The 22,942-nt window shown below is 73.0% G+C and carries 22 protein-coding genes and 1 pseudogene; 8 read left to right on the top strand and 15 right to left on the bottom strand.

Features of this window, described 5'->3' with window-relative positions; all coding sequences use genetic code 11:
• Positions 1-10 precede the first annotated feature (10 nt).
• Positions 11-1,264 (bottom strand): PucR family transcriptional regulator, encoded by a 1,254-nt coding sequence (locus D476_RS0129415; protein ID WP_017627465.1) that lies wholly within the window; start codon positions 1,262-1,264, stop codon positions 11-13.
• Positions 1,264-2,859 carry an aspartate aminotransferase family protein gene (locus D476_RS0129410; protein WP_017627464.1) on the bottom strand — a complete coding sequence of 532 codons (1,596 nt, stop codon included), beginning with the start codon at positions 2,857-2,859 and terminating at the stop codon, positions 1,264-1,266. Before D476_RS0129410 ends, D476_RS0129415 begins: the two co-directional genes overlap by 1 nt.
• A 118-nt stretch (positions 2,860-2,977) precedes the next feature.
• Between D476_RS0129410 and D476_RS39985 the strand changes: the two genes are divergently transcribed.
• A complete protein-coding gene (locus D476_RS39985; protein ID WP_338036263.1) occupies positions 2,978-3,481 on the top strand; it encodes a YybH family protein in 504 nt (167 codons plus the stop codon).
• A gap of 253 nt (positions 3,482-3,734) precedes the next feature.
• Here the strand turns inward: D476_RS39985 and D476_RS0129400 are convergent, their stop codons facing one another.
• From D476_RS0129400 to D476_RS35020, 3 genes are read right to left on the bottom strand one after another with little or no spacing between them, the layout of a single operon-like run.
• Positions 3,735-4,235: an abscisic acid-deficient protein Aba4 family protein gene (locus tag D476_RS0129400; RefSeq protein WP_017627462.1), complete on the bottom strand. Its 501-nt coding sequence runs from the start codon at positions 4,233-4,235 to the stop codon at positions 3,735-3,737.
• Positions 4,236-4,260: 25 nt separating this feature from the next.
• Positions 4,261-5,202, bottom strand: coding sequence for a hypothetical protein (locus D476_RS35025; protein WP_051061873.1), 942 nt, complete (start codon positions 5,200-5,202; stop codon positions 4,261-4,263).
• 36 nt (positions 5,203-5,238) lie between these two features.
• Entirely contained in the window at positions 5,239-5,751 is a 513-nt protein-coding gene (locus D476_RS35020; RefSeq protein WP_040728718.1) for a flavin reductase family protein, read from the bottom strand.
• A 192-nt stretch (positions 5,752-5,943) separates the two neighbouring features.
• Between D476_RS35020 and D476_RS0129385 the strand changes: the two genes are divergently transcribed.
• The 3 genes from D476_RS0129385 to D476_RS0129375 all read left to right on the top strand — a co-directional run bounded on the left by D476_RS0129385 (position 5,944) and on the right by D476_RS0129375 (position 9,278).
• Entirely contained in the window at positions 5,944-7,137 is a 1,194-nt protein-coding gene (locus tag D476_RS0129385; RefSeq protein WP_152529465.1) for an acyl-CoA dehydrogenase family protein, read from the top strand.
• A 67-nt stretch (positions 7,138-7,204) separates the two neighbouring features.
• On the top strand, positions 7,205-7,663 hold the full coding sequence (locus tag D476_RS0129380) for a MarR family winged helix-turn-helix transcriptional regulator (RefSeq protein WP_026123964.1): 459 nt from the start codon (positions 7,205-7,207) through the stop codon (positions 7,661-7,663).
• Between the two features lie 121 nt (positions 7,664-7,784).
• Positions 7,785-9,278, top strand: a complete 1,494-nt coding sequence (locus D476_RS0129375) for a DHA2 family efflux MFS transporter permease subunit (RefSeq protein ID WP_040728700.1) — start codon at positions 7,785-7,787, stop codon at positions 9,276-9,278.
• Positions 9,279-9,380: 102 nt separating this feature from the next.
• On the opposite strand, the gene D476_RS0129370 is transcribed toward D476_RS0129375, so the two are convergent.
• From D476_RS0129370 to D476_RS39980, 10 genes and pseudogenes are all read right to left on the bottom strand, one after another.
• A complete protein-coding gene (locus D476_RS0129370) occupies positions 9,381-11,012 on the bottom strand; it encodes an acyl-CoA dehydrogenase family protein (RefSeq protein ID WP_017627456.1) in 1,632 nt (543 codons plus the stop codon).
• Positions 11,013-11,133: 121 nt separating this feature from the next.
• Positions 11,134-11,808, bottom strand: a complete 675-nt coding sequence (locus D476_RS0129365) for a pyridoxine/pyridoxamine 5'-phosphate oxidase (RefSeq protein WP_017627455.1) — start codon at positions 11,806-11,808, stop codon at positions 11,134-11,136.
• Positions 11,809-11,893: 85 nt separating this feature from the next.
• Positions 11,894-12,616 carry a maleylpyruvate isomerase family mycothiol-dependent enzyme gene (locus D476_RS35015; protein ID WP_017627454.1) on the bottom strand — a complete coding sequence of 241 codons (723 nt, stop codon included), beginning with the start codon at positions 12,614-12,616 and terminating at the stop codon, positions 11,894-11,896.
• A 57-nt stretch (positions 12,617-12,673) separates the two neighbouring features.
• Positions 12,674-13,240 (bottom strand): Uma2 family endonuclease, encoded by a 567-nt coding sequence (locus D476_RS0129355; RefSeq protein ID WP_017627453.1) that lies wholly within the window; start codon positions 13,238-13,240, stop codon positions 12,674-12,676.
• 20 nt (positions 13,241-13,260) lie between these two features.
• Positions 13,261-13,749 (bottom strand): annotated as a pseudogene (locus D476_RS35010) (Uma2 family endonuclease); the annotation flags it as partial.
• A gap of 348 nt (positions 13,750-14,097) precedes the next feature.
• Positions 14,098-14,832 (bottom strand): sirohydrochlorin chelatase, encoded by a 735-nt coding sequence (locus D476_RS0129345; RefSeq protein ID WP_017627451.1) that lies wholly within the window; start codon positions 14,830-14,832, stop codon positions 14,098-14,100.
• 71 nt (positions 14,833-14,903) lie between these two features.
• A complete protein-coding gene (locus tag D476_RS0129340) occupies positions 14,904-15,644 on the bottom strand; it encodes a phosphoadenylyl-sulfate reductase (RefSeq protein ID WP_017627450.1) in 741 nt (246 codons plus the stop codon).
• Positions 15,641-15,844, bottom strand: coding sequence for a hypothetical protein (locus D476_RS0129335; RefSeq protein ID WP_017627449.1), 204 nt, complete (start codon positions 15,842-15,844; stop codon positions 15,641-15,643). Before D476_RS0129335 ends, D476_RS0129340 begins: the two co-directional genes overlap by 4 nt.
• A gap of 51 nt (positions 15,845-15,895) precedes the next feature.
• Positions 15,896-17,545 carry a nitrite/sulfite reductase gene (locus tag D476_RS0129330; RefSeq protein ID WP_017627448.1) on the bottom strand — a complete coding sequence of 550 codons (1,650 nt, stop codon included), beginning with the start codon at positions 17,543-17,545 and terminating at the stop codon, positions 15,896-15,898.
• 208 nt (positions 17,546-17,753) lie between these two features.
• Complete coding sequence (locus D476_RS39980; RefSeq protein ID WP_333563675.1) at positions 17,754-17,843, bottom strand: putative leader peptide; 90 nt, start codon at positions 17,841-17,843, stop codon at positions 17,754-17,756.
• A gap of 223 nt (positions 17,844-18,066) precedes the next feature.
• Here D476_RS39980 and D476_RS38625 point away from each other — a divergent pair, with 223 nt between their 5' ends.
• The 4 genes from D476_RS38625 to D476_RS0129300 all read left to right on the top strand — a co-directional run.
• Positions 18,067-19,203 (top strand): YihY/virulence factor BrkB family protein, encoded by a 1,137-nt coding sequence (locus D476_RS38625; RefSeq protein ID WP_394296949.1) that lies wholly within the window; start codon positions 18,067-18,069, stop codon positions 19,201-19,203.
• Between the two features lie 431 nt (positions 19,204-19,634).
• Positions 19,635-20,363: an HNH endonuclease family protein gene (locus tag D476_RS0129310; protein ID WP_017627446.1), complete on the top strand. Its 729-nt coding sequence runs from the start codon at positions 19,635-19,637 to the stop codon at positions 20,361-20,363.
• A 632-nt stretch (positions 20,364-20,995) separates the two neighbouring features.
• Positions 20,996-22,417: a hypothetical protein gene (locus tag D476_RS0129305; RefSeq protein ID WP_017627445.1), complete on the top strand. Its 1,422-nt coding sequence runs from the start codon at positions 20,996-20,998 to the stop codon at positions 22,415-22,417.
• A gap of 232 nt (positions 22,418-22,649) precedes the next feature.
• Positions 22,650-22,942: hypothetical protein (locus D476_RS0129300; protein WP_192826447.1), on the top strand; the 293-nt coding region annotated here is incomplete at its 3' end.

Below are 22,942 nucleotides of genomic sequence, written 5' to 3'. Positions count from 1 at the left end.
CACGGCGCCGTCAGGCGGTGTGCGTCCGCTCTGGAGCGGACACGCCGAAGGTGTCGGCCAGGTACAGGGCGGTGTGCAGCTGCAGCCGGTTGTCGCCGATCGGGCGGCCGCGCATCTGCTCGGCCCGCTTGATGCGGTAGAGCACGGTGTTCTTGGCGACGTGCAGCCGCCGCGCCACGGTGGCCACGCTGCGGTCGTGGTCGAGGTAGCACTTGAGGGTGGTGCGCAGCACCCGGGCCGAGGCGGTGTCCCCGGCCAGCGGTCCCAGCTCCCGGCGCGCGAACTCCCCGGCGGCCCGCTCGTCGCGGGCCAGCAGGGCCCCCAGTTCGAGCCTCCGGTAGGAGTGCACCCCGGCCGGGGCGGCGCCGCGGGCGGCGATGCCGGCGGCGGACGCCGCCTGCGCGTGCGAGGTGCGGAACCCCTCCAGCCCGGAGCCGGGCAGGCCCACCGCCACGTGCACGCCCTCGTCGGCGGCCGGTGCGGCCAGGTCCTCCACCTCCGCCAGCGGAGCGGCGCCCCAGGCCCACATCCGGCCGTCGCCCATGGGCACCAGCAGCGTCGCCCGGCACCCCAGCCGGGTCAGCAGCCGCAGGGCCGTCCCGCGCAGCTCGGCGCCGCGCGTGTCGGAACCGCCCCACAGCACCAGCGCCACGTGGTTCTGGCGGACGTCGTAGCCGAGCTTGTGCGTGGCCCAGTCCGGGTCCACGGGGTCGCCCCGCACGACGGAGGCGGCCACGTCGCGCCGCTCGGCGACCGGACCGGCGAGCCAGCGCGTGCGGGCGGCGGCGTACTGCTCCGACACCAGCACCGACAGCTCGTCCACGGCGGAGAACACCCGGGCCGCGGTGTCGGCCGTGGCCGCGGTGCGCTCGTCGGGGTCCTCGATCAGGGCGCAGTCGGCCATCAGGGCGAACGTCAGGTGGCGGTGGGCCAGGCGGATCAGGCCGAGGCAGCGGCCCAGGTCGACGTCCTGCTCGGCCAGCGCGGCGACCAGGGTGCGCACCTCGCCGACGACGGGGGCGGGCAGCTCCTCGGCGTGGTGCAGCCGGTGCGCCACGGACAGCGCCACCAGCTCCGGCAGCGCGTCCACCTCGCACGGCTCCAGACCGGCGGCGGTGCGCACGGCCCAGGCGGCGGCCTCCTCCCCGCAGCGCGCGGCGATCTCCGCGCGCAGCGCCGGGGAGGCCCCGCCGGCGGCCGCGCCGCCGCCGGAGCCCTCGTCGGAGGCCGCGCCGGGCGGCGGGGCCAGCAGCTCAAGTGCCATCAGAAGGTCCTGGTCCCCAGGTAGCCCAGCAGTGTCGCCTCGTCGGCGTCGCGCAGCGCCGCGCACACCGCCCGCAGGCCGGTCTCGAGCCGGTCGATCCGCTCGTCGGAGATGCCGACGGAGGGCTGCATCCGCAGGGTGTTGGAGGCGCTGCCGGTGGGCAGCACCCGCACCCGGTGCTCGTGCAGCAGGAAGCCGCTGACCAGGTAGCCCAGGATGTCGGCGCCCTGCGCGCCCGCGATGGACTCCGAGGGCGAGGCGGACTGGTCCCGCAGCTCCAGCCCGAGCAGCAGGCCCTTGCCCCGCACGTCGGCGACCGCCTCGGGGAAGTCCCGGCGCACGGACTCCAGCGCGCCGCGCAGCCTCTCCCCGCGCTCGGCCGCCCGGCGGTACACGGCGCCCCCGTCGCGCTCCATCACCTCCAGGGTCTTGAGCGCGATGAGCGTGGAGAAGCCGTCCCGGGCGAACGTGGAGCTGTGCACCATCTCGAACTCCGGGCGGTACCGGGATTCGGCCACCAGCAGCACCGACAGCTTCGCGACGCCGCCCGCCAGGCTCTTGGCGAGGGTGATGTAGTCGCCCTTGAGGCCGATGTGCGACGCGGCGAAGAACGCGCCGGTGCGGCCGCTGCCCGACTGGATCTCGTCGACCACCACAGGGCAGTCGAACTCGGCGCTGACCGCGGCGATCTCCTTGGCGAACTCCTCGGTGAGCGGCACGATGCCGCCCTCGCCCTGGATCGGCTCGGCGAAGAAGGCGCAGAAGACCGGGGCGGGGACCTCCTCCACGCGGACCGTGTCGCCGTCCACCACGGGGTCCAGCAGCACCGCGCTCTCGGACTCGAAGGCGGTGCGCACCGCGTCGGCGGCGTTCACCGGGACGAAGCGGGCGGGCGCGGCCAGGGTGCCGAACGGCTCGCGGAAGGCCGGGTTGTAGGTGAGCTGGACGCTTCCGGCGAGCTTGCCGTGGAAGCCGCCCTCCAGGGTGAGGATCACCGGTGCGGCGGCCGCGGTGGCGGCGTTGCGCGCCTCGGCCGCGGCGAGCAGCGCCTCCAGGTCGGCGGCGCGGTCGCCGGTGGCCGTGACGCCGTAGCGCGCCAGCGCCTCGGCGGAGGCGGAGGCCCCCTGCCCGGCCGCCTCGCGCGCCCGGCCGGTGTGCTCGGCGATCTCGGTGAGCCGGGCCTGCATGCGCAGGCCCCGGTCCATCTCGGCGTGCTTGACGGCGGCCTCGACCGCCTCGGCGCCGCTGTTGGCGAACACCCCGTAGTAGGTCTGGGAGGTGCCCAGCTCCCGGTGCGCGATCGTGTTGAGGACCCCGGCCACCGCGTCGGCCTCGGGGCGGCGGGAGAACTGGGAGTGGATCGGCGTCCTGGCGGCCAGCAGCTCGGTCGCCCGCGCGACGATCTCGGGGTCGTTGTGGCCCAGCAGCAGCGATCCGTAGCCGCCGACGAAGTCGGTCACCTCGGCCTCGGAGCCGTCCGTGGCGCGCGCCCACAGGCTGTCGCCCTCGGCCCGCACGTACCGCGGGTCGAGCCCGGCGCCGGAGAGGTTCTGGTGGAGCGTGGCGTCCACGAGTTCCCTGGTGTCGGAATCCATCGTGCCTCATTTCTCGCTGGAGCGGTCGCCGACATTGTGGACCGCGGCGCCCGGACAGGCGCTCATCCGGGGCTCATCCGCGGGCGATTAGCCCCGGATGAGCCCCGGATGAGGGCGGGTGGAGTTGTATGGTCGCGAACCGCTCCCGCTTCCTTTCCGGGTGAAGGAGAAAAAACATGTCCGAAGACATCGAGTTCTGGCGCGATTTCGCCAATACCTACACCGAGATCTTCAACTCGCACGACGTCGAGCGGATGTTCGACTATTACGCCGACTCGGCGGGGCTGGGGTTCGAGCCGGGGGGNAGCGGATGTTCGACTATTACGCCGACTCGGCGGTGCTGGTGTTCGAGCCGGGGGTCTCGGTCACCAAGAGCGAGGAGATGAAGGCCGGCATCAAGCAGTACTTCGAGGAGCTGAAGCCGCGCCTGACCGCCGATGTCCGCCTCGCCTACCAGGCGGGCGACCTGGCGCTCATGATCGTGTCCTACACCCTGGAGACCACCCAGGACGGCGTGACCACCAAGAAGGAGGGCACCGCCACCGACATCGCCGTCAAGTCCCCGGACGGCAAGTGGCGCTACGCCGTCGACAACCACTACGGGACCGAGCTTCCGGGCTGACGGTCCCGCCCCGGGCTCCCGAGGCGTGGATGACCCCTCCGGGCGCACCCGCCGGGGTGCGCCCGGAGGGGGCACACGGGAGGGCGGGAGCGCGCGAGCGCGGAGGCGAGAAAAGGAAGAGAGCACGGAGGAAGGGACCGGATCGTTGTCCGGTCCCTTCCTCCGCGCATCCTCCGCGCGCCCCCGGGTGCGGCGCCCGCGCCGCGCGGGCGCCGCACCCGGGGGCGTCCCCGGCCGCCCCCTCAGGGGCCGGTCACACGAAGGCGCTCACCGGCCGCTCGGGCTCCCCGGACGGGCCGGCCTGCAGCTTGAGGCGGCGCTTCAGGAGCGGCCCCACGGCGACGAGGAACGCCAGCACGGTGGGCTGGGGGAGCAGGAACACGAACAGCGCCATGGTCCTGAGCAGCCACGTGGGGGCCTTCAGCTCGTGCAGGCGGTGGAACATCCACATCGCGACGAACAGGTCGAGCGCGATGACGACCAGCCACGCGCCGATCTTGATGTTGGGGATGGCGAAGAACTCGACCAGGCCCGGGTAGTTGGCGAACGGCGCGGTCGTGGAGCCGAACAGCACCTTGAACAGCGCGGGGGCCTCGGCCGTGAAGTAGACCACGGCCCCGGCCAGCGTGGGAACCGCGGCCAGCGGCACGGTGATCCGCTTGGTCACGTGCCAGTGGGGCGCGACGATCATCAGCGTCCACATGGGGATGGTGACCGCCTGCAGCGCCGGGATGACGATGTCGTGGATGGTCATTGGGGGTCCTCCGTCAGGGGGATGGTCACAGGTGGGTGGGCGTGGGATCGGACCGGTGCCCGGACTCGGGCGGGACCGGGGGAGTCGGACGGGTGCGGTGGGCCCAGACGGCCCCGGCGGCGGTGGCGGCCAGCGTCGCGGCGGCGGCGGCGACCGTGGGCGGGCTCGGGGCGAACAGCGACTCGCCCGCCAGCGCCTGGACCAGGGAGATGGCGAAGACGGCGGTGTATCCGGCGCTCAGCACCCACACCATGCGGCTGTCGACCCAGCGGGCGAACAGCAGTGCGGTCAGCGGCAGCACCTGGAAGGCGTGCAGGCCGATGAAGTGGGCCACGCGCAGGTCCCCGCCCTCGGAGGACCAGTAGATGCCCGGCACGACATCGTGGTCGACGTCGGTGCCGATGAAGTGCCCGCCCACGGCGTCGCCGGACCAGCCCTCGCCGTTCAGGGGGAAGGCCATCAGAACGCCCACCAGCGCGCTGGCCACCAGCAGGGCGGTGCCCAGCTTCAGCGCGAGCAGCACGGGGGGACGGGCGGCCCGCTTCTTCAGGACCACGGCCACCAGCAGCACGTGCAGCACGACGGTGGCCATCGCGACGGCGCCCACGGATTCGTAGATCACCGCGTCGAAGAGCGAGCGGAAGTTGAAGTGCACCTGCGTGCCGCGCAGTGCCTGGAAGTCGAGGAAGAAGATCTCGTACCACAGGGCGGCGGCGATCCAGGTGCCCAGCACCCGCACCCTGCGCTCGACCGAGCCGGACGCGGATTCCAACAGGTGCACCAGGCCGCCGAGCATCGCCGCGTAGAGCGTGAACGACACGCTGAACTTCAGCGGCTTCATCCAGTTCGGCGTCTGCCCGTACATGGTGTCGTCGAGGACGACCCCCGCGGCGTGCACCAGGCTGAGCACGAGCATCAGCCCGGCGGTGATCATGAGTACCGGATGCCAGCGGACGATTGCGCGCACGTCCTCGCTCCTTCGTGTGGGGGTGGGTGGGTGCGCTCAGGCGACGTCGGCGCTGCTGAGGCGGTGGCTCGGGGTGAAGGTCCCGAACTCGCCGCGGTAGAAGACCAGCGGCTCGCCCTGCGCGCGCGTCTCGTAGTCGGTGACGCGGCCGACGACCACGACGTGGTCGCCGCCGTCGGTCTCGGAGACGACATCGGCGGCGAGCGTGGCCACGGCCCCCTCCAGCACCGGGCCGGCCGCGCCGTCCCTCCAGTCGACGCCGGCGAAGCGGTCGGTGTCCTTGCTGGTGAAGCGGCGGCCCAGGGCGCGCTGGCCGTGGCCGAGGACATTGACGCGGAACCGGTTCGACGGCCGCATCAGGGGCCAGCTCGACGACGCGCGGGCGACGCAGAAGAGCACCAGCGGCGGATCGAGCGACACTGACGTGAACGAGTTGCACGTGAATCCGACCGGGCGCCCGTTCGCGCCGCGTGAGGTGATGACGGCGACGCCGGTGGCCCAATGGCCGAACATCCGGCGCAACTCGCCCCCGTGCGCTGGGGTGCTCATGCGACTCCCCTCTTGAATGAATACTGCGCACAAATACTGCGCATTGAGCCTATGGAGCGCACCCGGCCCCGGAATTGGTATGCGCCCCAATTTCGCCCGCGCGGTTTGGGTCACCGGCGCAGTGCGCCTCCGGTTCCGGTGCCGTTGACTGGCAGGGAGATGGGAAACGCGCGACAGGTGAGGAGACGAGCAGTGGCGTCAGATGTGCGGGAGGAAGGGCCGGTCTCGGTGGACGCCGTCATCGAGCGGGCGCGCGGCCTGGTGCCGCGGCTGCGGGCGAACGCGGAGAAGACCGAGCAGGCCGACCAGGCGCTCCCGGAGAACCTCGCCGCGCTGCGCGAGGCCGGACTGTGGCGGATCCCCACCCCGCAGGCCTGGGGCGGGCTCGGGCTGGGGCTGCGGGCCGAGGTCGGCGCCGCGGCCGAGCTGGCCCGCGGCTGCCCCTCGACGGGCTGGCTGCTGATGGTCAACTCGGTGGGCCGCGGCCTGCTGCAGCAGACCTTCGGCGAGGAGACCGTCGGCGCGGTCTACGCCGCGGACCCCGACGTGACGATCGCCAACGCCGCCGGGACCGGCTGCACGGCCGCGAAGGTGGACGGCGGATACCGCTTCACCGGCAAGATCCCCTTCGCGTCGGGCTGCACCTACTCGGCCTACACGCTGGCGCTGACCACCCCGGTCACCGTCGACGGGGAGCCGCAGATGGCGCTGGCCTCGGTGCTGCTGCCCACCGCCGAGACCCGGATCGAGTACGTCTGGGACGTGGTCGGCATGCGCGGCACCGGCAGCAACACGGTGGTGGCCGAGGACCTGTTCGTGCCCGAGGAGCGGGTGGCCTACCACGCGCTCGACCCCGAGACGATGGCCCCGGAGGGCATGCCCTCGGCCACGCACACCCTGACCTCGGCCGCCAACGTGCTGGCGCCGCTGGTCGGAGCCGTGCAGGGGGCGCTGGACCTGGTGAAGGAGGTCTTCGCCAAGGGCAAGCCGGTCTTCTACACCACGCACGGGTCGATCGCGGACTCGGCCGGGGCCCGCGCGTGGCTGGCCCGGGCCGACGAGCACGTGGACACGGCGTGGGGGCACCTGTGGTGGGCGGTCGACACCTTGGAGGCGGCCCTGGAGGAGGGCGTCGACCTGTCCGACGCCGAGCGCACCCGCGTGCGCATGCGCGTGGCCGCGGCGGTCCGCGAGGCCCGGGCGGGCCTGGCCGCGTCGATGGACCTGGCCGGTGCGGGCGCGTTCGCCACCGCCAATCCGCTGCAGCGGTACTTCCGCGACTTCGAGACCGGCAGCAGGCACTGGACGCTCAACCCGTTCATCTCGCTGGAGGACCGCGGTGCGGCGCTGCTCGGGCAGGGGGCGCAGGCCTCGCTCGCCCTCTGAGCCGCCCCGCGAAATTCGTTGCAATTGGGATAGTTTCCCTATCCACCTGTTGGCTTAGACTGGCGGGATGAGCGCACGGACGATCAGCGACCTGTTGGTGCAGTTGCAGCTGCTGGGCCGGGACATCGAGGTCGAGGCGGAGCGGCTGCTGGACGGTACGGGCGTGTCACTGCGCGCGGTGAGCGTGCTGATGTGCGCCGACGCCAGTGAGAAGACCCAAGGCGAGCTCGCCGAGCTCGCCTGCCTCGACAAGACCACGATGGTGCGCACCGTCGACGCGCTGGAACGCGACGGGCTGGCGACGCGGCGACCGGCGCGGCAGGACCGCCGGGCCCGCGTCGTCGAGGTCACCGACCAGGGGCGGGAGCTCATCGCCTCCGCCGAGAAGGTCCTGGGCGGCCTGTACGACGAGGTGCTCGGCCGGCTGCCCGAGGCCGACCGGGAGCCCTTCCTGCGCGCGCTCACCGTGCTGGTCGACGCCCGCTCGCCGGAGCCGGCCGCGCTGCGCAGGCGCCCGGCCCGGTGAGCCCGCCCGACGGGCGGATCCGGGTCGGGGAGTACATTCCCAAAATAGATAGTCTCGTGTGAGACTATCTGCTAGGGTCTGCTTCCTGACGGCACGCCCTGCTCTCCAAGGGAATGGGACTATGAAGACTGGCTCGCGATGGATGGCGCTCGTCGTCCTCTGCATCGGAACACTCATGACGATCCTCGATGAGACGATCGTCAACGTGGCCCTGCCCGTGATGCGGGAGGACCTCGGGTTCTCCCAGGGCGGGGTCGCCTGGGTCATCAACGCCTACCTGATCGCCTACGGAGGCCTGCTCCTGCTGGCGGGGCGCCTCGGCGACCTCATCGGCCACAAGAACGTGCTGCTCGCCGGCGTCACGCTCTTCACGGTCTCGTCCCTGACGGCGGGGCTGTCGCAGAACGCGGCCACCCTCGTCGCCTCCCGCTTCGGGCAGGGGGCGGGCGCGGCGCTGGTCACCGCGGTGACCCTCGCGCTGATCGTGCTGATGTTCGAGGAGGCGACCGAGCAGAGCAAGGCGATCGGCTTCTACAGCTTCACCTTCGCCGGGGGCGGCGCGCTCGGCCTGCTCGTCGGCGGCGTGCTGATGCAGCTCACCTCCTGGCACTGGCTGTTCTTCATCAACGTGCCGATCGGCATCGCCAGCGTGGTCCTGGGCTGGAAGCTGCTGCCGGGGGGCCGGGGGCTGGGCCTGTCCTCCGGCCTGGACGTCCCGGGCGCGGCCCTGCTGCTGGCCTCGGTCTCGCTGCTCGCCTACGGCATCATCTCCGCCGAGCACAACGGCTGGGGCGGGACCACCATGGCCTACCTCGCCGTCGCCCTGGTGCTGCTGGCCGGGTTCGTGCTGCGGCAGAAGAAGGCCAAGGCGCCGCTGTTCAACCTCGGCATCCTGCGCGACCGCAACGTCTCCGGCGCCAACATCGTGCAGTTCCTGGCCTCGGGTTCGCTCTACGGCTCGTTCTTCCTGGCCACCCTGTACCTGCAGCAGGTCCAGGGGTACACGCCGATGCAGATGGCGCTCTCCTTCGTCCCGCTGGCCCTGCTCACCGCCATCGGGTCGATCGCCGTCAGCCCGTTCCTGGCCGCCAAGCTGGGCGAGCGGGTCGGACTCATCATCGCCCTGGCGGTGTACCTGGTCGGCGTGCTGCTCCTGGCCCGCACCCCGATGGAGGCGAACTTCTGGGTCGACGTGCTGCCCACGATGGTCGTGCTCGGCCTGGGCATCGGCCTGACCCTGCCGCCCATCATGACGCTGGCGATGTCCACCGCCAAGGAGGACGAGGTCGGTGTCATCTCCGGCCTGGCCAACTCCACCGGCATGGTCGGCGGCGCCCTGTGGACCGCGGTCGTCGCCTCGATCGCGGGGTCGGTCACGGTCGCCCTGGCCCGGGGCGGCACCGACCTGGAGGCGGTGAACCTGGGGCTCAGGTACGGCAGCCTGGCGCTCGGCGGCGTGCTCATCGTCGGCCTGGCCGTCGCGGTGTTCGTGATCCGGCAGCAGGCCGCCCCGGAACCGGCCGACGTTCCGGCCGGGGAACCGGCCGACAAGGCCGCCTCCGGGGAGTCCGCCTCCGGGGAGTCCGCCTCCGACGAGGCCGTGACCGGGTCCTGACCCGCTCGCCCGGTACCGTCCGCCGGAGTAGAGCAGTCCGGCCCGCGGGGGGGCACGCCTCCCGCGGGCCGTTCGCGCCCGACCCGGCGCCGGGGCCTGGCGTCAGTCCTTCGGGCGGGCGCGGTCCAGGATCGCGGCGGTGTCGACCCCGCGCGGCAGTGCGCCGAACACGTCGCCGCGCCCCTCGCCCAGGCGCGAGCCGACGAATGCCTCGGCGACGGGGGCGGGGGAGTGGCGCAGCAGCAGCGAGGCCTGCAGGCACAGCGCCATCGACCGCACCAGCCCGCGCGCGCGGAACTGGACCTCCTCAAGGTCCGACAGGGACTCCTGGAGGCGCTTGACCTCCGCGTCGAGCCGCGTGTCCGCGCCCTCGGCGAGGCGGACCTCGGCCAGGAAGGCATCCAGCGCCTCGGAGCTCTTGGCCATCGCGCGCAGCACGTCCAGGGCGGCCACGTTGCCCGACCCCTCCCAGATCGAGTTCAGCGGCGACTCGCGGAACAGGCGCGGCATGCCCGACTCCTCCACGTACCCGTTGCCGCCCAGGCACTCCAGGGCCTCGCCCGCGTGGGCGGGCGCGCGCTTGGTGACCCAGAACTTGCCCACCGCCACGGCGAGCCGCCGGAACGCCGCCTCCTGCGCGTCGCCGCGCACGGCCCGGTCCACCGCCCCGGCCAGGCGGGTCATCAGGACCGTGGCCGCCTCCGACTCCAGGGCCAGGTCGGCCAGGACGTTGCGCATCAGGGGCTGGTCGAGGAGCGGCGCCCCGAAGGCGCGGCGCTGGGAGGCATGGTTGACGGCCTGGAGGACGGCCGCGCGCATCCCGGCCGAGGAGCCGATCACGCAGTCCAGGCGGGTGCCGTTGACCATCTCGATGATGGTGCGCACCCCCTGCCCCGGCTCGCCCACCGGCCACGCCAGGGCGCCGTCGTACTCGATCTCGGCGGAGGCGTTGGACCGGTTGCCGAGCTTGTCCTTCAGACGCATCAGGTGCATGGGGTTGCGCGACCCGTCCTCCAGGACCCGCGGCACCAGGAAGCAGGTCAGGCCCTCGGGGGCCTGGGCCAGGGCGAGGAAAACGTCGCTCATGGGGGCGGAGGTGAACCACTTGTGCCCGGTGAGGCGGTAGGAGCCGTCGGCGGAGGGCACCGCACGGGTGGTGTTGGCCCGCACATCCGAGCCGCCCTGCTTCTCGGTCATCGACATCCCGGCGATCAGGCCCTGCTTGGTGAGCGGGGGCCGCAGGCCGAAGTCGTAGGTGCGCGCGGTGAGCAGCGGCTCGAACCGCTCGGCCAGCCCGGGGGAGCGGCGCAGGGCCGGGACGGCGGCGTAGGTCATCGACACCGGGCAGCCGTGCCCGCCCTCGACCTGGGACCACACATAGAACTTGGCGGCACGGGCCAGGTGGGCGCCGGGGCGGGCGTCGGCCCAGGGGGCGGCGTGCAGGCCGTGGGAGACCGCGGTGTCCATGAGCACGTGCCAGGCGGGGTGGAAGTCCACCTCGTCGACGCGGTGGCCGTAGCGGTCGTGGGTGCGCAGCTCGGGGGTGTTGCGGTCGGCCTGCTCGCCCCAGGCACGGGCCCGCGCGCTCCCGGCGAGCCGGCCCAGCCCGTGCAGCTCCTCGTCCGCCCACCCGGCGCCCTCCCGTTCCAGCCCCTCCAACAGGGCGGGGTCGGCGGCGACGTCGTTGCCCTCCAGCGGGGCCGCCTGGTTGAGCACCTCGTGGGTGGGGGGCATGGAGCACCATCCTCTCCGGGGCTCGCTCCGGGGCGGAGGAGCGAATCCGAACGGCATTCGGTCACGATGGGCTCAGGATAGCCCGCGCGCCCCCGGCCCGCCGGAGGGGCCTCGCCGTCCCTCACGGCCAGAGCAGCTCCCGCTTCCAGGGGTCGTCGACGGAGGGGCGGGTGTAGTGCAGGCGGGTGTGCAGCCGCTTGGGGTGGCCCTGCCAGAACTCGGCCTCCATCGGCACCAGCCGGTAGAGGGCCCAGGAGGAGGGGACCGCCCCGGGGTCGGCCTCGATGGCGGACAGCCCGTCCTCGAAGGCGCGGGCGACCTCGTCCTGGTGGTCGAGCGGGGACGACTGCCGGCCGTGCATCCCGGCGGCGCGGCCCTCGGGGGAGCGCTCGCGGAAGTCGGCGGCGTTCTCCTCGGGGGTGCCGATCAGCACGGGGCCGCGCAGCCGGATCTGCCGGGCCTGCTCGCGCCAGTGGAACACCATGGCGGCCTCGGGGCGCTCGGCCAGCTCGCGGCCCTTGCGGCTGGTGGAGGAGGTGGCGAAGGAGAAGCCGCGTTCGTCGGCGTCCTTGAGGATGAGCACCCGCGCCGAGGGGGAGCCCCCGGCGTCGGCCGTGGCGACCGCCGCCGCGTGCGGTTCGCTCACACCGGCCTCAATGGCCTGCCGCAGCCACTCCTCGAACAGCTCCAGGGGTTCGACGGGCGCCGAGCCCGGATCGAAGGGCGGGGTGGCCCCGGCGAAGACCGGCAGGTCACGTAGCAGCCGTCTGATCCCGTTCCCGCGCGCTGGCGCCATGTGTTCCTCCTGATCCGGGGGTTCGGGGCGGTAGGGAGAGATGAGTGGGAAAGCGCTGTCGCCCTGACGCTACCCCGCCGAACCCTCACGGCCAGGGGCGGAGGTCCACGTCTTCACCTGTGTCGGTGGTCACGCCGTCCTCGATCCCTCGCCCGGCAAGGAAGGCGGCGAGGTCGGTGGAGGTGCCGGTGACCTCGACGGCCCGGCCGTCCCCGATCGCCCGCCGCGGCGCTCCGTCGGTCGGTGACAGGACGAGGCGCACGCCCTCGGGGGCGCGGGGGGCGAGGAAGTCGGTGAGGTGGACGTAGAACTCCGGTTCCCAATCGCGCGGGGCGCCGGGCAGGTCCAGGTCGTCGGTGTGCAGGACGAGCTCGCGCCACCAGCACTGGAGGGCGGACAGGACGGTTCCGTCCCGGTGGCGGACGGGGCGGTCCCAGCCCGGTCCGGCCGGGGGCGGCCAGGACGCCTCGATCTCCGCGACCGCCTCGGTGACATCGGCCCGCAGCTCGGCTGCGGAGCGCCTCGCACCCGACTCGATGGCGGCATCGCGTCCCTCCCGGCCGCCGTCATAGACGTCGATGAGGCGTCCTTCGACCGCGTATCGCGCCTGCCGGGCGAGGGCGCGGGCCACACCGGCGATGTGGGAGGCCACATGCCCGCGCGTCCATCCGGGCAGCGCGGAGGCACACCGGACGGCGGGGTCGTCGATCTTGTCGAGGACCGAGAGCAGCCGTCGCGCCCGCTGCTGGGTGGAGGAGAGGAGGAAAGCGGGGGAGGAGTGGTCGTCGGGCAGGAGAGCAGGGGGCATGCGGTCCTCCTCGCGGGACAGTCGCCGACAGTGCGCCGAGGAGTCTACGGGCGGGGGTCAGGAGTAGGTCATGAGGGCGTCCGTCTCGATCACGATGCCTTCGAGAGGGGAGGGGAGCTTCACGGTGTCGCCGAAGTGCATTCGGTGCGTGCTCGTGAATCTCCCCTCGCGAGGGTCTGAATGGAGGAGGAGCGTCCCGTCGCGCGGATCGGCCGTCAGGTAGACGGGGATCCGCATGTAGGCATAGATGCGCGGCTTGGTCGTGACGGCGCTGGAGGTGCTTCCCGGCGAGGCGACCTCCAGGACCAGTGCGACCGAGTCCGGCGGGTTGCGCGACACCTCTCGCTGCAAGGCCTCCGCGGGAAGAACGATGAGGTCGGGCCGTGCCAGGTCGTCATCGTCGCCGCTGTGCCCCACCGATGTACTGGTGAGCATGGCCAGATCGTCGGGGAGCTGTGCCCCCAGCTGGAGCATGACGCTGTGGACGATGAAATTGTGCCGGTTCAGTCGGGGAGGGGACGTGACGAGCTCTCCTCCGAGGACCTCGACCCGGAACCCTTCGGGAAGTGCCTCCTCCGCGCGTTCGGCGGACGCGCGCAACCGGTAAGGGGGAGGGAAAGTCATGGGCGATTCTGGAAGACGAATCAATAGGTATTGAACCTGCTCGTGTCGATGGTCACCCCGTCCAGAGGGGAAGGGGGCGCCGCGGCCTCACCGAACTTGGAAGTGCGCAGCTCCTGGTACTTTCCCTTTTCGGGATTGCACCAGAGCGCCACGGTCCCATCGCGAGGGTCGACGATGAGGTAGATCGGGATCCCGAACGCCGCGTACTCACGGAGCTTGGTGTGGGTGTCGTTCTCCGGGTTGCTCGGCGACACGACCTCGACGACCGTTTCGGTGATGCCCGGGTCGACGAGGTTCCCTTCCTCGTCTTCCACATACTGTGGGACCACCATGGTGTCGGGAATCGCGAAGTCGACGGCGTCGTCCTCGCCTGCCGATTGCGTCTGGAGGACTATCAGTTCCTCGGGGAGCTGAGCAGCCAGCTGATTCTGGATACGGGAGGTGATCCCGTTGTGCTTTTTGGAAGGCGGAGGTGACACGACGATGCTTCCTCGGAGTATCTCGACCCGGAAACCGGGGGGAGCATGTCGGACACCCGGTCGGCGACCTCGCGCAGGGACGCCGGGGCCTCCTGGTCGGGCGCCTCCGCCTCCAGGCCTCGGCCCGGGGCGTCGATCTCGGCAACGGACATGGGGTCTGCTCCTCTGTTAGACGCGGACATCGTAGAGACCAGCCCCTCTGCCTGTCCGGGAAACCGTGGAATCCCCCGGAAAACCGTCGTCGGCCTGTCCACGAGCCTAGTCACGGGCGCACGGAAAGGCCAGTTCCCGTCCGTCCGGAACACGAATGCGGCCGCCGCCCAGGGGATGGGCGGCGGCCGCATTCGGTCCGCCATCGCACCGGCCTTCGGCCGGTCGCTAACCGGCGGCCACTCTCGGAAAGGCCGGGGCCGTCTGCAGGGCCTCCTCATAGCGGCGGACCACCAGCTCGGCCACCTCGGGCGCGTCGCCCAGGGCGGGCGACACCGTCACCGCCCCCTCGGCGAACGCCTGATCGGCCACCCGGTCGGCGAAGAAGCCCGGCGCCAGCAGGTAGGTCGCCGCCACGACCTGCGACGCCCCCTCCGCCCGAAGCCGGGACACCGCCTCGGCCGGGGTGGGCGAGGCCATCGACGCGTACGCCGCCGCCACCTCCCGCCACGGGCCGCGCCGCGCCAGCTCCGCCGCCGCCTCCTCGATCACCGCGTTGGCCTCCGGGTCGCTCGACCCGGCCGACGCCAGCACCAGGGCGGTGTCCGGCGACGCGGACCGCCCCACCTCGCCCAGCCGCCGCTCGACGGCTTCCAGCAGCAGCGTGTGCGGCCCGAGCGTGCCCGCGTAGCGCACGCTCAGCCACGGGCAGGCCGCCGCCACCCGCTCCAGGACCCCCGGCAGGTCCACCTTGCTGTGGTAGGCCGCGGTCAGCAGCGCAGGGAGCACCACGACCTCGCCCGCGCCCTCGGCGGCCAGACCGGCCAGCGCCTCCTCGGCCCCCGGCTCCACGTGGTCCAGGTAGGCCACCCGCACGTCCAGGTCCGGGCGCAGCTCCCGCACCCGCGCGAACACCCGCTCCACGGTCGCCGACGACCGCTCGTCCTCGCTCCCGTGCGCCACGGCCAGGAGGGGGACGCGGGGGCCGCCCGTGCTCCCCGCGTTCCCAGCGCTCCCCGGGCCTCCCGCGGCGCTCACAGGTGGATCCCGCACTCGGTCTTGGCGAACCCCGCCCAGCGGCCGCTGCGCGGGTCCTCGCCCTCCTCCACCCTGCGGGTGCAGGGCGCGCACCCGATGGAGGGGTAGCCGTCGTACTGCAGCGGGTTGACCAGCACACCGTGCTCGGCCATGTAGGCGTCCACGTCGTCCTGCGTCCACCCGGCGATCGGGTTGACCTTCACCATCCTGCGGCGCCGGTCCCACTGCACGACCGGGATGTTCCGCCGGGTGGAGGCGTCGTCCCGCCGCAGCCCGCTCAGCCACGCGTCGTAGGGCTCCAGCGCGCGCTTGAGCGGCTCCACCTTGCGCAGGTGGCAGCAGATGGACGGGTTGCGCCCGTGCAGCCGCGGCCCCAGGTCGCGGTCCTGCTCGGCGACCGTCCGCTGCGGCTCCACGTTGACCAGGTTGATCGGGTACATGGCGGCCACCGCGTCGCGCGTGCCGATGGTCTCGGCGAAGTGGTAGCCGGTGTCCAGGAAGATCACGTCGATGCCCGGCACCACCGCGGAGACCAGGTCGACCATGAGCGCGTCGGCCATGGAGGAGGTCATGCACAGGCGGTCGCCGAAGTGCTCGGCGGCCCAGGAGATGACCTCCCGGGCGGGGGCGCCTTCAAGGTCGCGCGCGGCCCGCTCGGCCAGTGCGCGCCGCTCCTCGTCGGTATCGGCGGTGTCGGCGCCGGGTCTGGTCCCGGCATCGGGGTTCGTGACGCTCATTCGTTCCCATCCGTCCCGGTCGGGCCCGCGTCGCCGGCGACGGCGGCGGCGCGCAGGCCGACGAACTTCACCCGGAAGACCCGGGCGCAGGAGTAGCAGGCCCAGGCGTAGCCCGCTCCCTGCTCGCCGTCGCCCTCGTGCGGGGCGAGGTCCTCGTCTCCGCAGTACGGGCAGTAGTGGGGGGCGGCTCTCTCACTCACGTTCGTCCACCGTCCACTGGGTCGCATCCGGCCGTGCCGCTCCCGGCACGGTCACTTGAGGTCGGCGTCGTCGGCGCGGGCCGCCCAGACCGCGAAGGGCTCGCCGTCCTCGCGCTGGTCCAGGAAGCGGCGCAGCACCCGCTCGACGTAGTCCGGCAGCTCCTCGGCGGTCGTCTTCAGGCCGCGCACCTTGCGCCCGAAGGAGGAGTTCAGCCCCATCGCCCCGCCCAGGTGCACCTGGTAGCCCTCCACCTGGCGCCCGTCGGGGCCGGTCACCAGCTGGCCCTTGAGGCCGATGTCGGCGACCTGGATGCGGGCGCAGGAGTTGGGGCAGCCGTTGATGTTGATNCCCCCCCCCCGCCGCTCCAGCTCGTCGATGAGCGTGGCGCCGCGGTCCTTGGTCTCCACGATGGCCAGCTTGCAGAACTCGATGCCGGTGCAGGCCATGGTCTGGCGCCGGAACACGCTGGGCCGCACCCGCAGGTCCTCGGCCTCCAGCGCCTCCACGATGGACTCGGTGCGCTCGGGCTCCACGTCCAGCACGACCAGCTTCTGGTCGGCGGTGGTGCGGATCCGGTCCGAGCCGTGCGCCTCGGCGATGTCGGCGATGCGCGCCAGCTTGGTGCCCGACACCCGCCCCACGCGCGGCGCGAAGCCCACGTAGTTGCGGCCGTCGCGCTGGCGGTGCACGCCCACGTGGTCCCGCTCCAGCCCGGGGTCCAGCTCCGGCGCCGGGCCGTCGGGCAGCGCGTAGCCCAGGTAGTCCTTCTCCAAGACCTCGCGGAACCGCTCCGGGCCCCAGTCCTTGATCAGGAACTTGATCCGGGCGCGGTGCCGCAGCCGCCGGTAGCCGTAGTCGCGGAAGACCGACGTCACCCCGGCCCACACCTCGCTGACCCGCTCGGGCGCCACGAACACGCCCAGCCGCTTGGCGAACATGGGGTTGGTCGACAGCCCGCCGCCCACGTGCAGGTCGTAGCCGGGGGTGCCGTCCGGTCCGACGACGCCGACGAAGGACACGTCGTTGATCTCGTGGTTGGTGCAGTAGGAGGAGCAGCCCGAGATGGAGGACTTGAACTTGCGGGGGAGGTTGGAGAACAGGGGGCTGCCGATGTGGTCGTCGTGGACCCGGCGGATCTCCTCGGTGGCGTCGAGGACCTCGTCCTCGGCGATGCCCGCCAGCGGGCAGCCCAGGATGACACGGGGGGTGTCGCCGCAGGCCTCCATGGTGGACAGGCCCACCGCCTCCAGCTTCTCCCAGATGGCGGGCACGTCCTCGATGCGCACCCAGTGCAGCTGGACGTTCTGCCGGTCGGTGATGTCGGCGGTGTCGCGCCCGTAGGCGGTGGAGATCTCGGCGATGGCGCGCAGCTGGGCGACGGTCAGCTGGCCGCCGTCGATGCGCACCCGCAGCATGAAGTAGCGGTCGTCGAGCTCCTCGGGCTCCAGCACCGCGGTCTTGCCGCCGTCGATGCCCGGGGCGCGCTGGGTGTACAGGCCGAACCAGCGGAAGCGCCCCCGCAGGTCGGCGGGGTCGATGGAGTCGAACCCGGCCTTGGAGTAGATGTCGATGATGCGCTGCCGGACGTTGAGCCCGTCGTCGTTCTTCTTGTTCTCTTCGTTCTTGTTCAGCGGCTCGCGGTAGCCGAGGGCCCACTGGCCCTCCCCACGGCGGGGGCGGGCTGAGGTGGCGGGAGGCATGTCCGGGTGTCCTCCGAGCGGATCTGCGGGGCGTCGGGCCGGGCCGCCGCGCAACGCTCCCCGGCCGCGCCGCCCGGTCGCGCCATCGGTTCCGGGGCAGGGCTCATCGCCGGTTCGGCTGGAGGACGTCGGCGCCGCTCGCGCCCCATGTGTACGGGCGGGATTCGGGCGCGCAGGGGGCTGCAGTGGCCCCGCGCGCTGCGGCGGGTCAGCCGACGGTGCGACAGATGGCGCTGCTCACCCGAAGCAGGTCCACGTGCCGACGCACGTAGAGCATGGGGTCGATCGCAGCCATCATGGCAACGACCATGACATGCGGCGCGCCCGGATGTCCAGGTCTGGAGGGGGACGGGCGTCAGTGAAGCGCGTCACTCGCGGCGGCGCGCGCGTGTGCGGCCGTGCCCCGCCGCCCTGCCGCCAGGTCGCGGAGAGATCACGGTTGTCTATGCGGACCGACACGAAAGCGTCCTGCTGCGCGCCGCCGCACCGTCCCCCGAGGCGGGGAGGCCTACCGTGGTCGTGTGAGGGGCTTCGCGGAGCGAGTGCGGGCCGGGACGCGGGAGTGGGCCGAGCGCCGCCCGCTCCCGGGCGGCGCGGTGCTGCTCGCGGCGCGCACCGTGCGCGCGGTGGCCCGCACCCGCATCATCGGCCTCGCCGCAGAGTCGGCGTTCTTCTCCCTGCTCTCGCTGCCCGCGCTGCTGCTGGGGCTGGTCGGCACGCTGGGCCACCTGCGGGGCGTGCTCGGCGAGCAGACGGTGCAGGAGATCCGCACCTGGATGCTGGACCTGGCCGCCGGGGCGCTCACCGAGCACACGGTGGACTCCCTCGTCGCACCGCTCGTCGACGACTTCCTGCGCGGTGCCCAGGGCGGCGTGCTCTCGCTGACGTTCCTGGTGTCGCTGTGGTCGGGCTCGCGCGCGATGAACGTCTTCATCGAGGCCATCACCATCGCCTACGGGCTCGACGGGCTGCGCGGCTACTTCGCCCGCCGCGCGCTGGCGTTCGTGGCCTACCTGGGCGCCCTGGTGTTCGCACTGGCCGTGCTGCCCCTGATGGTGGTCGGCCCCGACATGGTGCACCGCCTGCTCCCGGTGACCGTCGGCCACCTGAACGACCTGTACTGGCCGGTGGTGGGCGGGCTGACGGTGCTGGCGGTGGCGTTGCTGTACGCGCTGAGCGTCCCCGCCCGGGTGGCGTTCTGGCGGTACCTGCCCGGAGCCGTCCTGGCCGCCCTCATCCTGCTGCTGGGCAGCGTGGTGCTGCGGGTGTACCTGGACGCCTCCTTCGGCCAGGTCACCATCTACGGGTCGCTCGCGGCCCCGATCGCGGTACTGGCGTGGCTGTGGGTGATGGCGCTCGCGGTGCTCATCGGCACCTCGCTCAACGCCGAGATCGACCTGATGTGGCCGACTCAGCGCACGGCGGCGGCCCNGGGGGCCCCGCCGCGTGGCCAGCGCCGCCGAGCAGGTCGAGCGGCACGAGCAGGCCATGCAGACGGCGGCCGAGCGCGACGAGCGCCGGGACGAGCGGCGCGGGGAGCAGGCCGAGGCGGTGCGGACCGGCACCCGGCGGCTGTGGAACGGCGTGCGGCTGCAGGTGAACGAGCGCCTGACGCGCGTCGTGGGGCAGGGGGAGTCCGTGCGGCTGAGCGACCGTGAGGACGTGGAGGACACGGAGGACACGGCGGGCGTGGAGGACACGGAGGGCGCGGAGGGTGCAGGGGAGGCGGAGGACGCAGGGGGACGCGGCGGCCCCGGTGCTCCCGGCGACACCCCCAGCGACACCTCCGGCGCTCCTCCCGGCGACGGCCGGGACACCGGTCCGCAGGACGGCCCGGACGCCGGCTCCGGCGCACCCGCCGACCCCGGTGCGAACGGGCCCGACACGAGCGGCCCCGGCGGCGGGCGAGTGCCCGGCGCGGAGACGGGGCCCGGTACCCCCGGCCCGCGCCCGCCCTCCGACCGGGCCGAGAGCCCCCCGCGGCCCTGAAGCCGCACGCCCTGGGGCATCCTGGACGGCGACGGCCCCGATGCGCGTCCGCCCCGCCCCCCGCACTCCCGGCCCCGAGTCACGACAGGTTGAGCACGCCATGCCCCGCACCCCCAAGCGCCCCTCCACGCGCGACCGCCGCAAGACCGGCGCGTATGCGATCGTCGTCGCGGTCATCGCCGTCGCCGCCGTCCTGCTCATGGTCAAGGAGCAGGGCCTCGACGGTGCCCTGCGCACGCTGACCGGCGGAGAGGCCACCGGCACCGCCGTAGGAGGGCAGGGCGCCGACGCGCAGGAGGCGCGCAGCACCCTGGAGGCGATCCCCGTGGCCGAGCCCGAGCCGCGCGGCGACTACGAGCGCGACGAGTTCGGGTCCTCCTGGATCGACACCGACGACAACGGGTGCTCGACCCGCAACGACATCCTCGCCCGGGACCTGGCCGACACCGAGGTCCGGGAGGACTGCAAGGTGCTGGCGGGCGTCCTGGACGACCCCTACACCGGGGACACGGTCGACTTCACCGCCGAGGACCCGCAGGCCGTGCAGATCGACCACGTGGTGCCGCTGTCGCTGGCCTGGCGCATGGGCGCCTCGGAGTGGGACCGCGACACCCGTGTGGAGTTCGCCAACGACCCCGGCAACCTGCTGGCCTCGGACGGCCCGGCCAACATGTCCAAGGGCGACTCGGGGCCCGGCGAATGGCAGCCCTATGACGGCTTCCAGTGCGACTACTCCCTGGCCTACATCGACGTGACCGACCGCTACGGCCTCGCTCTGGCCCAGGACGACCACGACGCGCTCGGGGACATGCTGGAGACCTGCGCCTGAGCCCTTCCGCTGAGCCCTTTCGCATCCGGCCCCCTGCGCCCGAGTCCTCCTTCCGGGGCCGTCGACAGGGGCGGTCCCGGCGCCGACGGATCGCCCGTCCCCGGCCCCGCGCGGCTCCGGAAGGTCGCGGATCAGCGACGGAACCGTCACGGATCGATGGCCGGATGCGGCCACCCCGGCGCCCGCTCCGCGGCGCCCGTCCGGCCCCCCGGCGCGGGCGCCGGGACGGCGGCCGCCGGGGCTCTCCGCAGCCGTTCCCGCATCCCCGCTGGTGAACGCCGTGAGGAAGCGGTGACGCGGTGTGCCGCCATGCGGTTCACGGGATCTGCGCCACCCTTTTTCACCGTGTTCTCCAAGGGCAGGGCGGGCAGAGCGCGGCTGGAAGGGGAACAGTATGCTCGTCGAGGCCCGTGTCGCCCCAAAGGTCGACGGATCCGTACACGGCCCGCACCGGGGCGGCCAAGCGAGAGCGCCCCGCAGCCCCCCGCGAGATCCGCCGCCCCCGCCTCCGGAAGGCGGCCTTTCGACGAGTCGATGAACAGGTTCCCGAACAGCATGAGCGCAGCGATTCCCCCGCGGGCCGGACGGCCCTCCGCCCGTCCCGGTACCCGGCAGGCGGCGGGCGGTGGCGCATGAGCGGCCCCGACTCCGGTGCGAACCACGCCGCCGTCATCGTGGTGATCGCCCCCGACGAGCGCAGCGCAGAGGTCACCATCGCGGGGCGCACCCAGGTCGTCACCGGTGAGACGCCCCGGCAGACCCGCAGCAGCGCCCTGGACGCGGCGGCCTCCTACGCCGCATACCTGCGCCGCCCCGTGCTGGTCAACGCCCGTGACGCCAACGGCTCCTGGCAGCTGTCGGTCTCGCCCACCGGCGTCGTGCAGACGGTCGGCGGCACCGACGCCGAACTCATCGGACCCCCGGACAAGAAGAAGGGGCCCTCGGGCAAGGGACGCGTCATCGCCCTGTCCGTGGTCGGCGGCGTCCTGGTGCTCGGACTCCTCGGCGGCGGCGGATACGTCGCCCTGGGGCTCCTCCCCGCCGGCGGGTCCGGCGGCGGAGGAGGAGGCGGCGGAGGCGAGGACGACGGCCAGGCCATCGCCTTCGACAGCCGCCCGACCCCGCCCGGGTTCACCGACCAGGCCGCCTGGACCCACGCCATGGCCCCCGACTCCAACCCCGCCGTCGCGCCCGACGGCGAATCGGCCGCATTCGTCTCCGAGGAGGGCGCGCTCACCGTCGTCGGCCCCGACGGCGAGGAGCGGTGGTCCTCCGACCTGCCCGAGGGCCTGCCCCCGTCGGGCGCGAGGCCCTATTTCGTGGTCGACGGCGACGCCTACGGGGTGGCACTGCTGGGCGAGGACTCGGTATGGCTGTGGCCCGCCGACGGCGGTGAGCCCGCCGAGACCGAGGTCCCCGACGGTGCGCGGGTCTCCTTCGCCGGGAACGCGGCCCTGGTGGAGGACGGCGACGACGCCTACGTCGTCGAGGACGGAGAGCTGACGGCGGTCGACGTCCCCGAGGGGTACGGCGCCATGCTCAACACCGGCAGCGACGTCCTGACCGCCGTGCGCACCGGGCCATGGGAATGGGTCGGCCCTGGAGGGGCCCGGGTGGAGCCCGAGGAGCCCTCGGGAGCCGACGAGATGGACGAGCTCCTGACGGCGCGGGCCGACACGGTCGTCGTCGTTTGGAGCGCAGGCGGCGAGTCGGTCCTCGCCGTTCACGATTCGCGCGACGGTTCCGTCATCGCGCAGTCTCCCGTGGACCCGGCGGAGCTGGAGGACGCGCGCTGGGTGGAGGGCGACGGCGTCGCCGCCTACGGCCCGGTCGTGTTCGACCTGGACGCGGGCGAGGCGCACGAGGTCGACCTCGACCCGGTCAGCGCTTCCGGTGACTGGGTCTTCGGCGAGCTCGACGGCGAATACGTCGCCGTCGACGCTGCGGGAGAGCCGACCGTGATCGATGAGGACACAGCCCGACCCTGGGGCATCCTCGGCGAACGGGCGGTGGTCGTCTCCGGCGACTCCGTTTACGCGCTCTCCCCTGAGTGATCCCCCTCTATGGAAAAAGGAAGGAGCAGGATGTCGCACGCACGACGCGCATTCGGTGTCGCGGCAGCGGGCCTGCTGGCGGCCGGGTTCTCGGCCACCCCGGCGATCGCGGACGAGGTCGCCAACGAGCCGGTCGAGGCTCCGGTCGAGCCGGCTGCCGGTTCCCCCGCGGACATCGGCATCACGCTCGAGGTCGGCGTCACCGACGTGCTCCCCGACCCCGGTGACGGCGGTGGCGACGACCCCGGTGACGGGGGCGGTGACCCCGGTGGTGACCCCGGTACCCCCGGTGACGGCGGTGGCGACCCCGGCGATGGCGGTGGCAACCCCGGTGACGGCGGTGGCGACCCCGGTGACGGCGGTGGTAACCCCGGCGATGGCGGCGGTGACCCCGGTGACGGCGGTGGCGACCCTGGCGACGGCGGTGGCGACCCCGGTGACGGGGGCGGTGACCCCGGTGACGGGGGCGGTGACCCTGGCGACGGTGGTGGCGACCCCGGTGACGGGGGCGGTGACCCCGGCGAT

The organism is Nocardiopsis chromatogenes YIM 90109, assembly GCF_000341185.1.
Classification (GTDB): domain Bacteria; phylum Actinomycetota; class Actinomycetes; order Streptosporangiales; family Streptosporangiaceae; genus Nocardiopsis_A; species Nocardiopsis_A chromatogenes.
This window is presented reverse-complemented; position numbering and strand designations above follow the sequence as displayed.

Coding starts and splice junctions, on each gene's coding strand:
- D476_RS0129415 (WP_017627465.1), bottom strand. CDS start 1,264: ATGGCACTTGAGCTGCTGGCCCCGCCGCCCGGCGCGGCCTCCGACGAG.
- D476_RS0129410 (WP_017627464.1), bottom strand. CDS start 2,859: ATGGATTCCGACACCAGGGAACTCGTGGACGCCACGCTCCACCAGAAC.
- D476_RS0129400 (WP_017627462.1), bottom strand. CDS start 4,235: ATGACCATCCACGACATCGTCATCCCGGCGCTGCAGGCGGTCACCATC.
- D476_RS35020 (WP_040728718.1), bottom strand. CDS start 5,751: ATGAGCACCCCAGCGCACGGGGGCGAGTTGCGCCGGATGTTCGGCCAT.
- D476_RS0129380 (WP_026123964.1), top strand. CDS start 7,205: ATGAGCGCACGGACGATCAGCGACCTGTTGGTGCAGTTGCAGCTGCTG.
- D476_RS0129375 (WP_040728700.1), top strand. CDS start 7,785: ATGAAGACTGGCTCGCGATGGATGGCGCTCGTCGTCCTCTGCATCGGA.
- D476_RS0129370 (WP_017627456.1), bottom strand. CDS start 11,012: ATGCCCCCCACCCACGAGGTGCTCAACCAGGCGGCCCCGCTGGAGGGC.
- D476_RS0129365 (WP_017627455.1), bottom strand. CDS start 11,808: ATGGCGCCAGCGCGCGGGAACGGGATCAGACGGCTGCTACGTGACCTG.
- D476_RS35015 (WP_017627454.1), bottom strand. CDS start 12,616: ATGCCCCCTGCTCTCCTGCCCGACGACCACTCCTCCCCCGCTTTCCTC.
- D476_RS0129355 (WP_017627453.1), bottom strand. CDS start 13,240: ATGACTTTCCCTCCCCCTTACCGGTTGCGCGCGTCCGCCGAACGCGCG.
- D476_RS0129340 (WP_017627450.1), bottom strand. CDS start 15,644: ATGAGCGTCACGAACCCCGATGCCGGGACCAGACCCGGCGCCGACACC.
- D476_RS39980 (WP_333563675.1), bottom strand. CDS start 17,843: ATGATGGCTGCGATCGACCCCATGCTCTACGTGCGTCGGCACGTGGAC.
- D476_RS0129310 (WP_017627446.1), top strand. CDS start 19,635: ATGCCCCGCACCCCCAAGCGCCCCTCCACGCGCGACCGCCGCAAGACC.
- D476_RS0129305 (WP_017627445.1), top strand. CDS start 20,996: ATGAGCGGCCCCGACTCCGGTGCGAACCACGCCGCCGTCATCGTGGTG.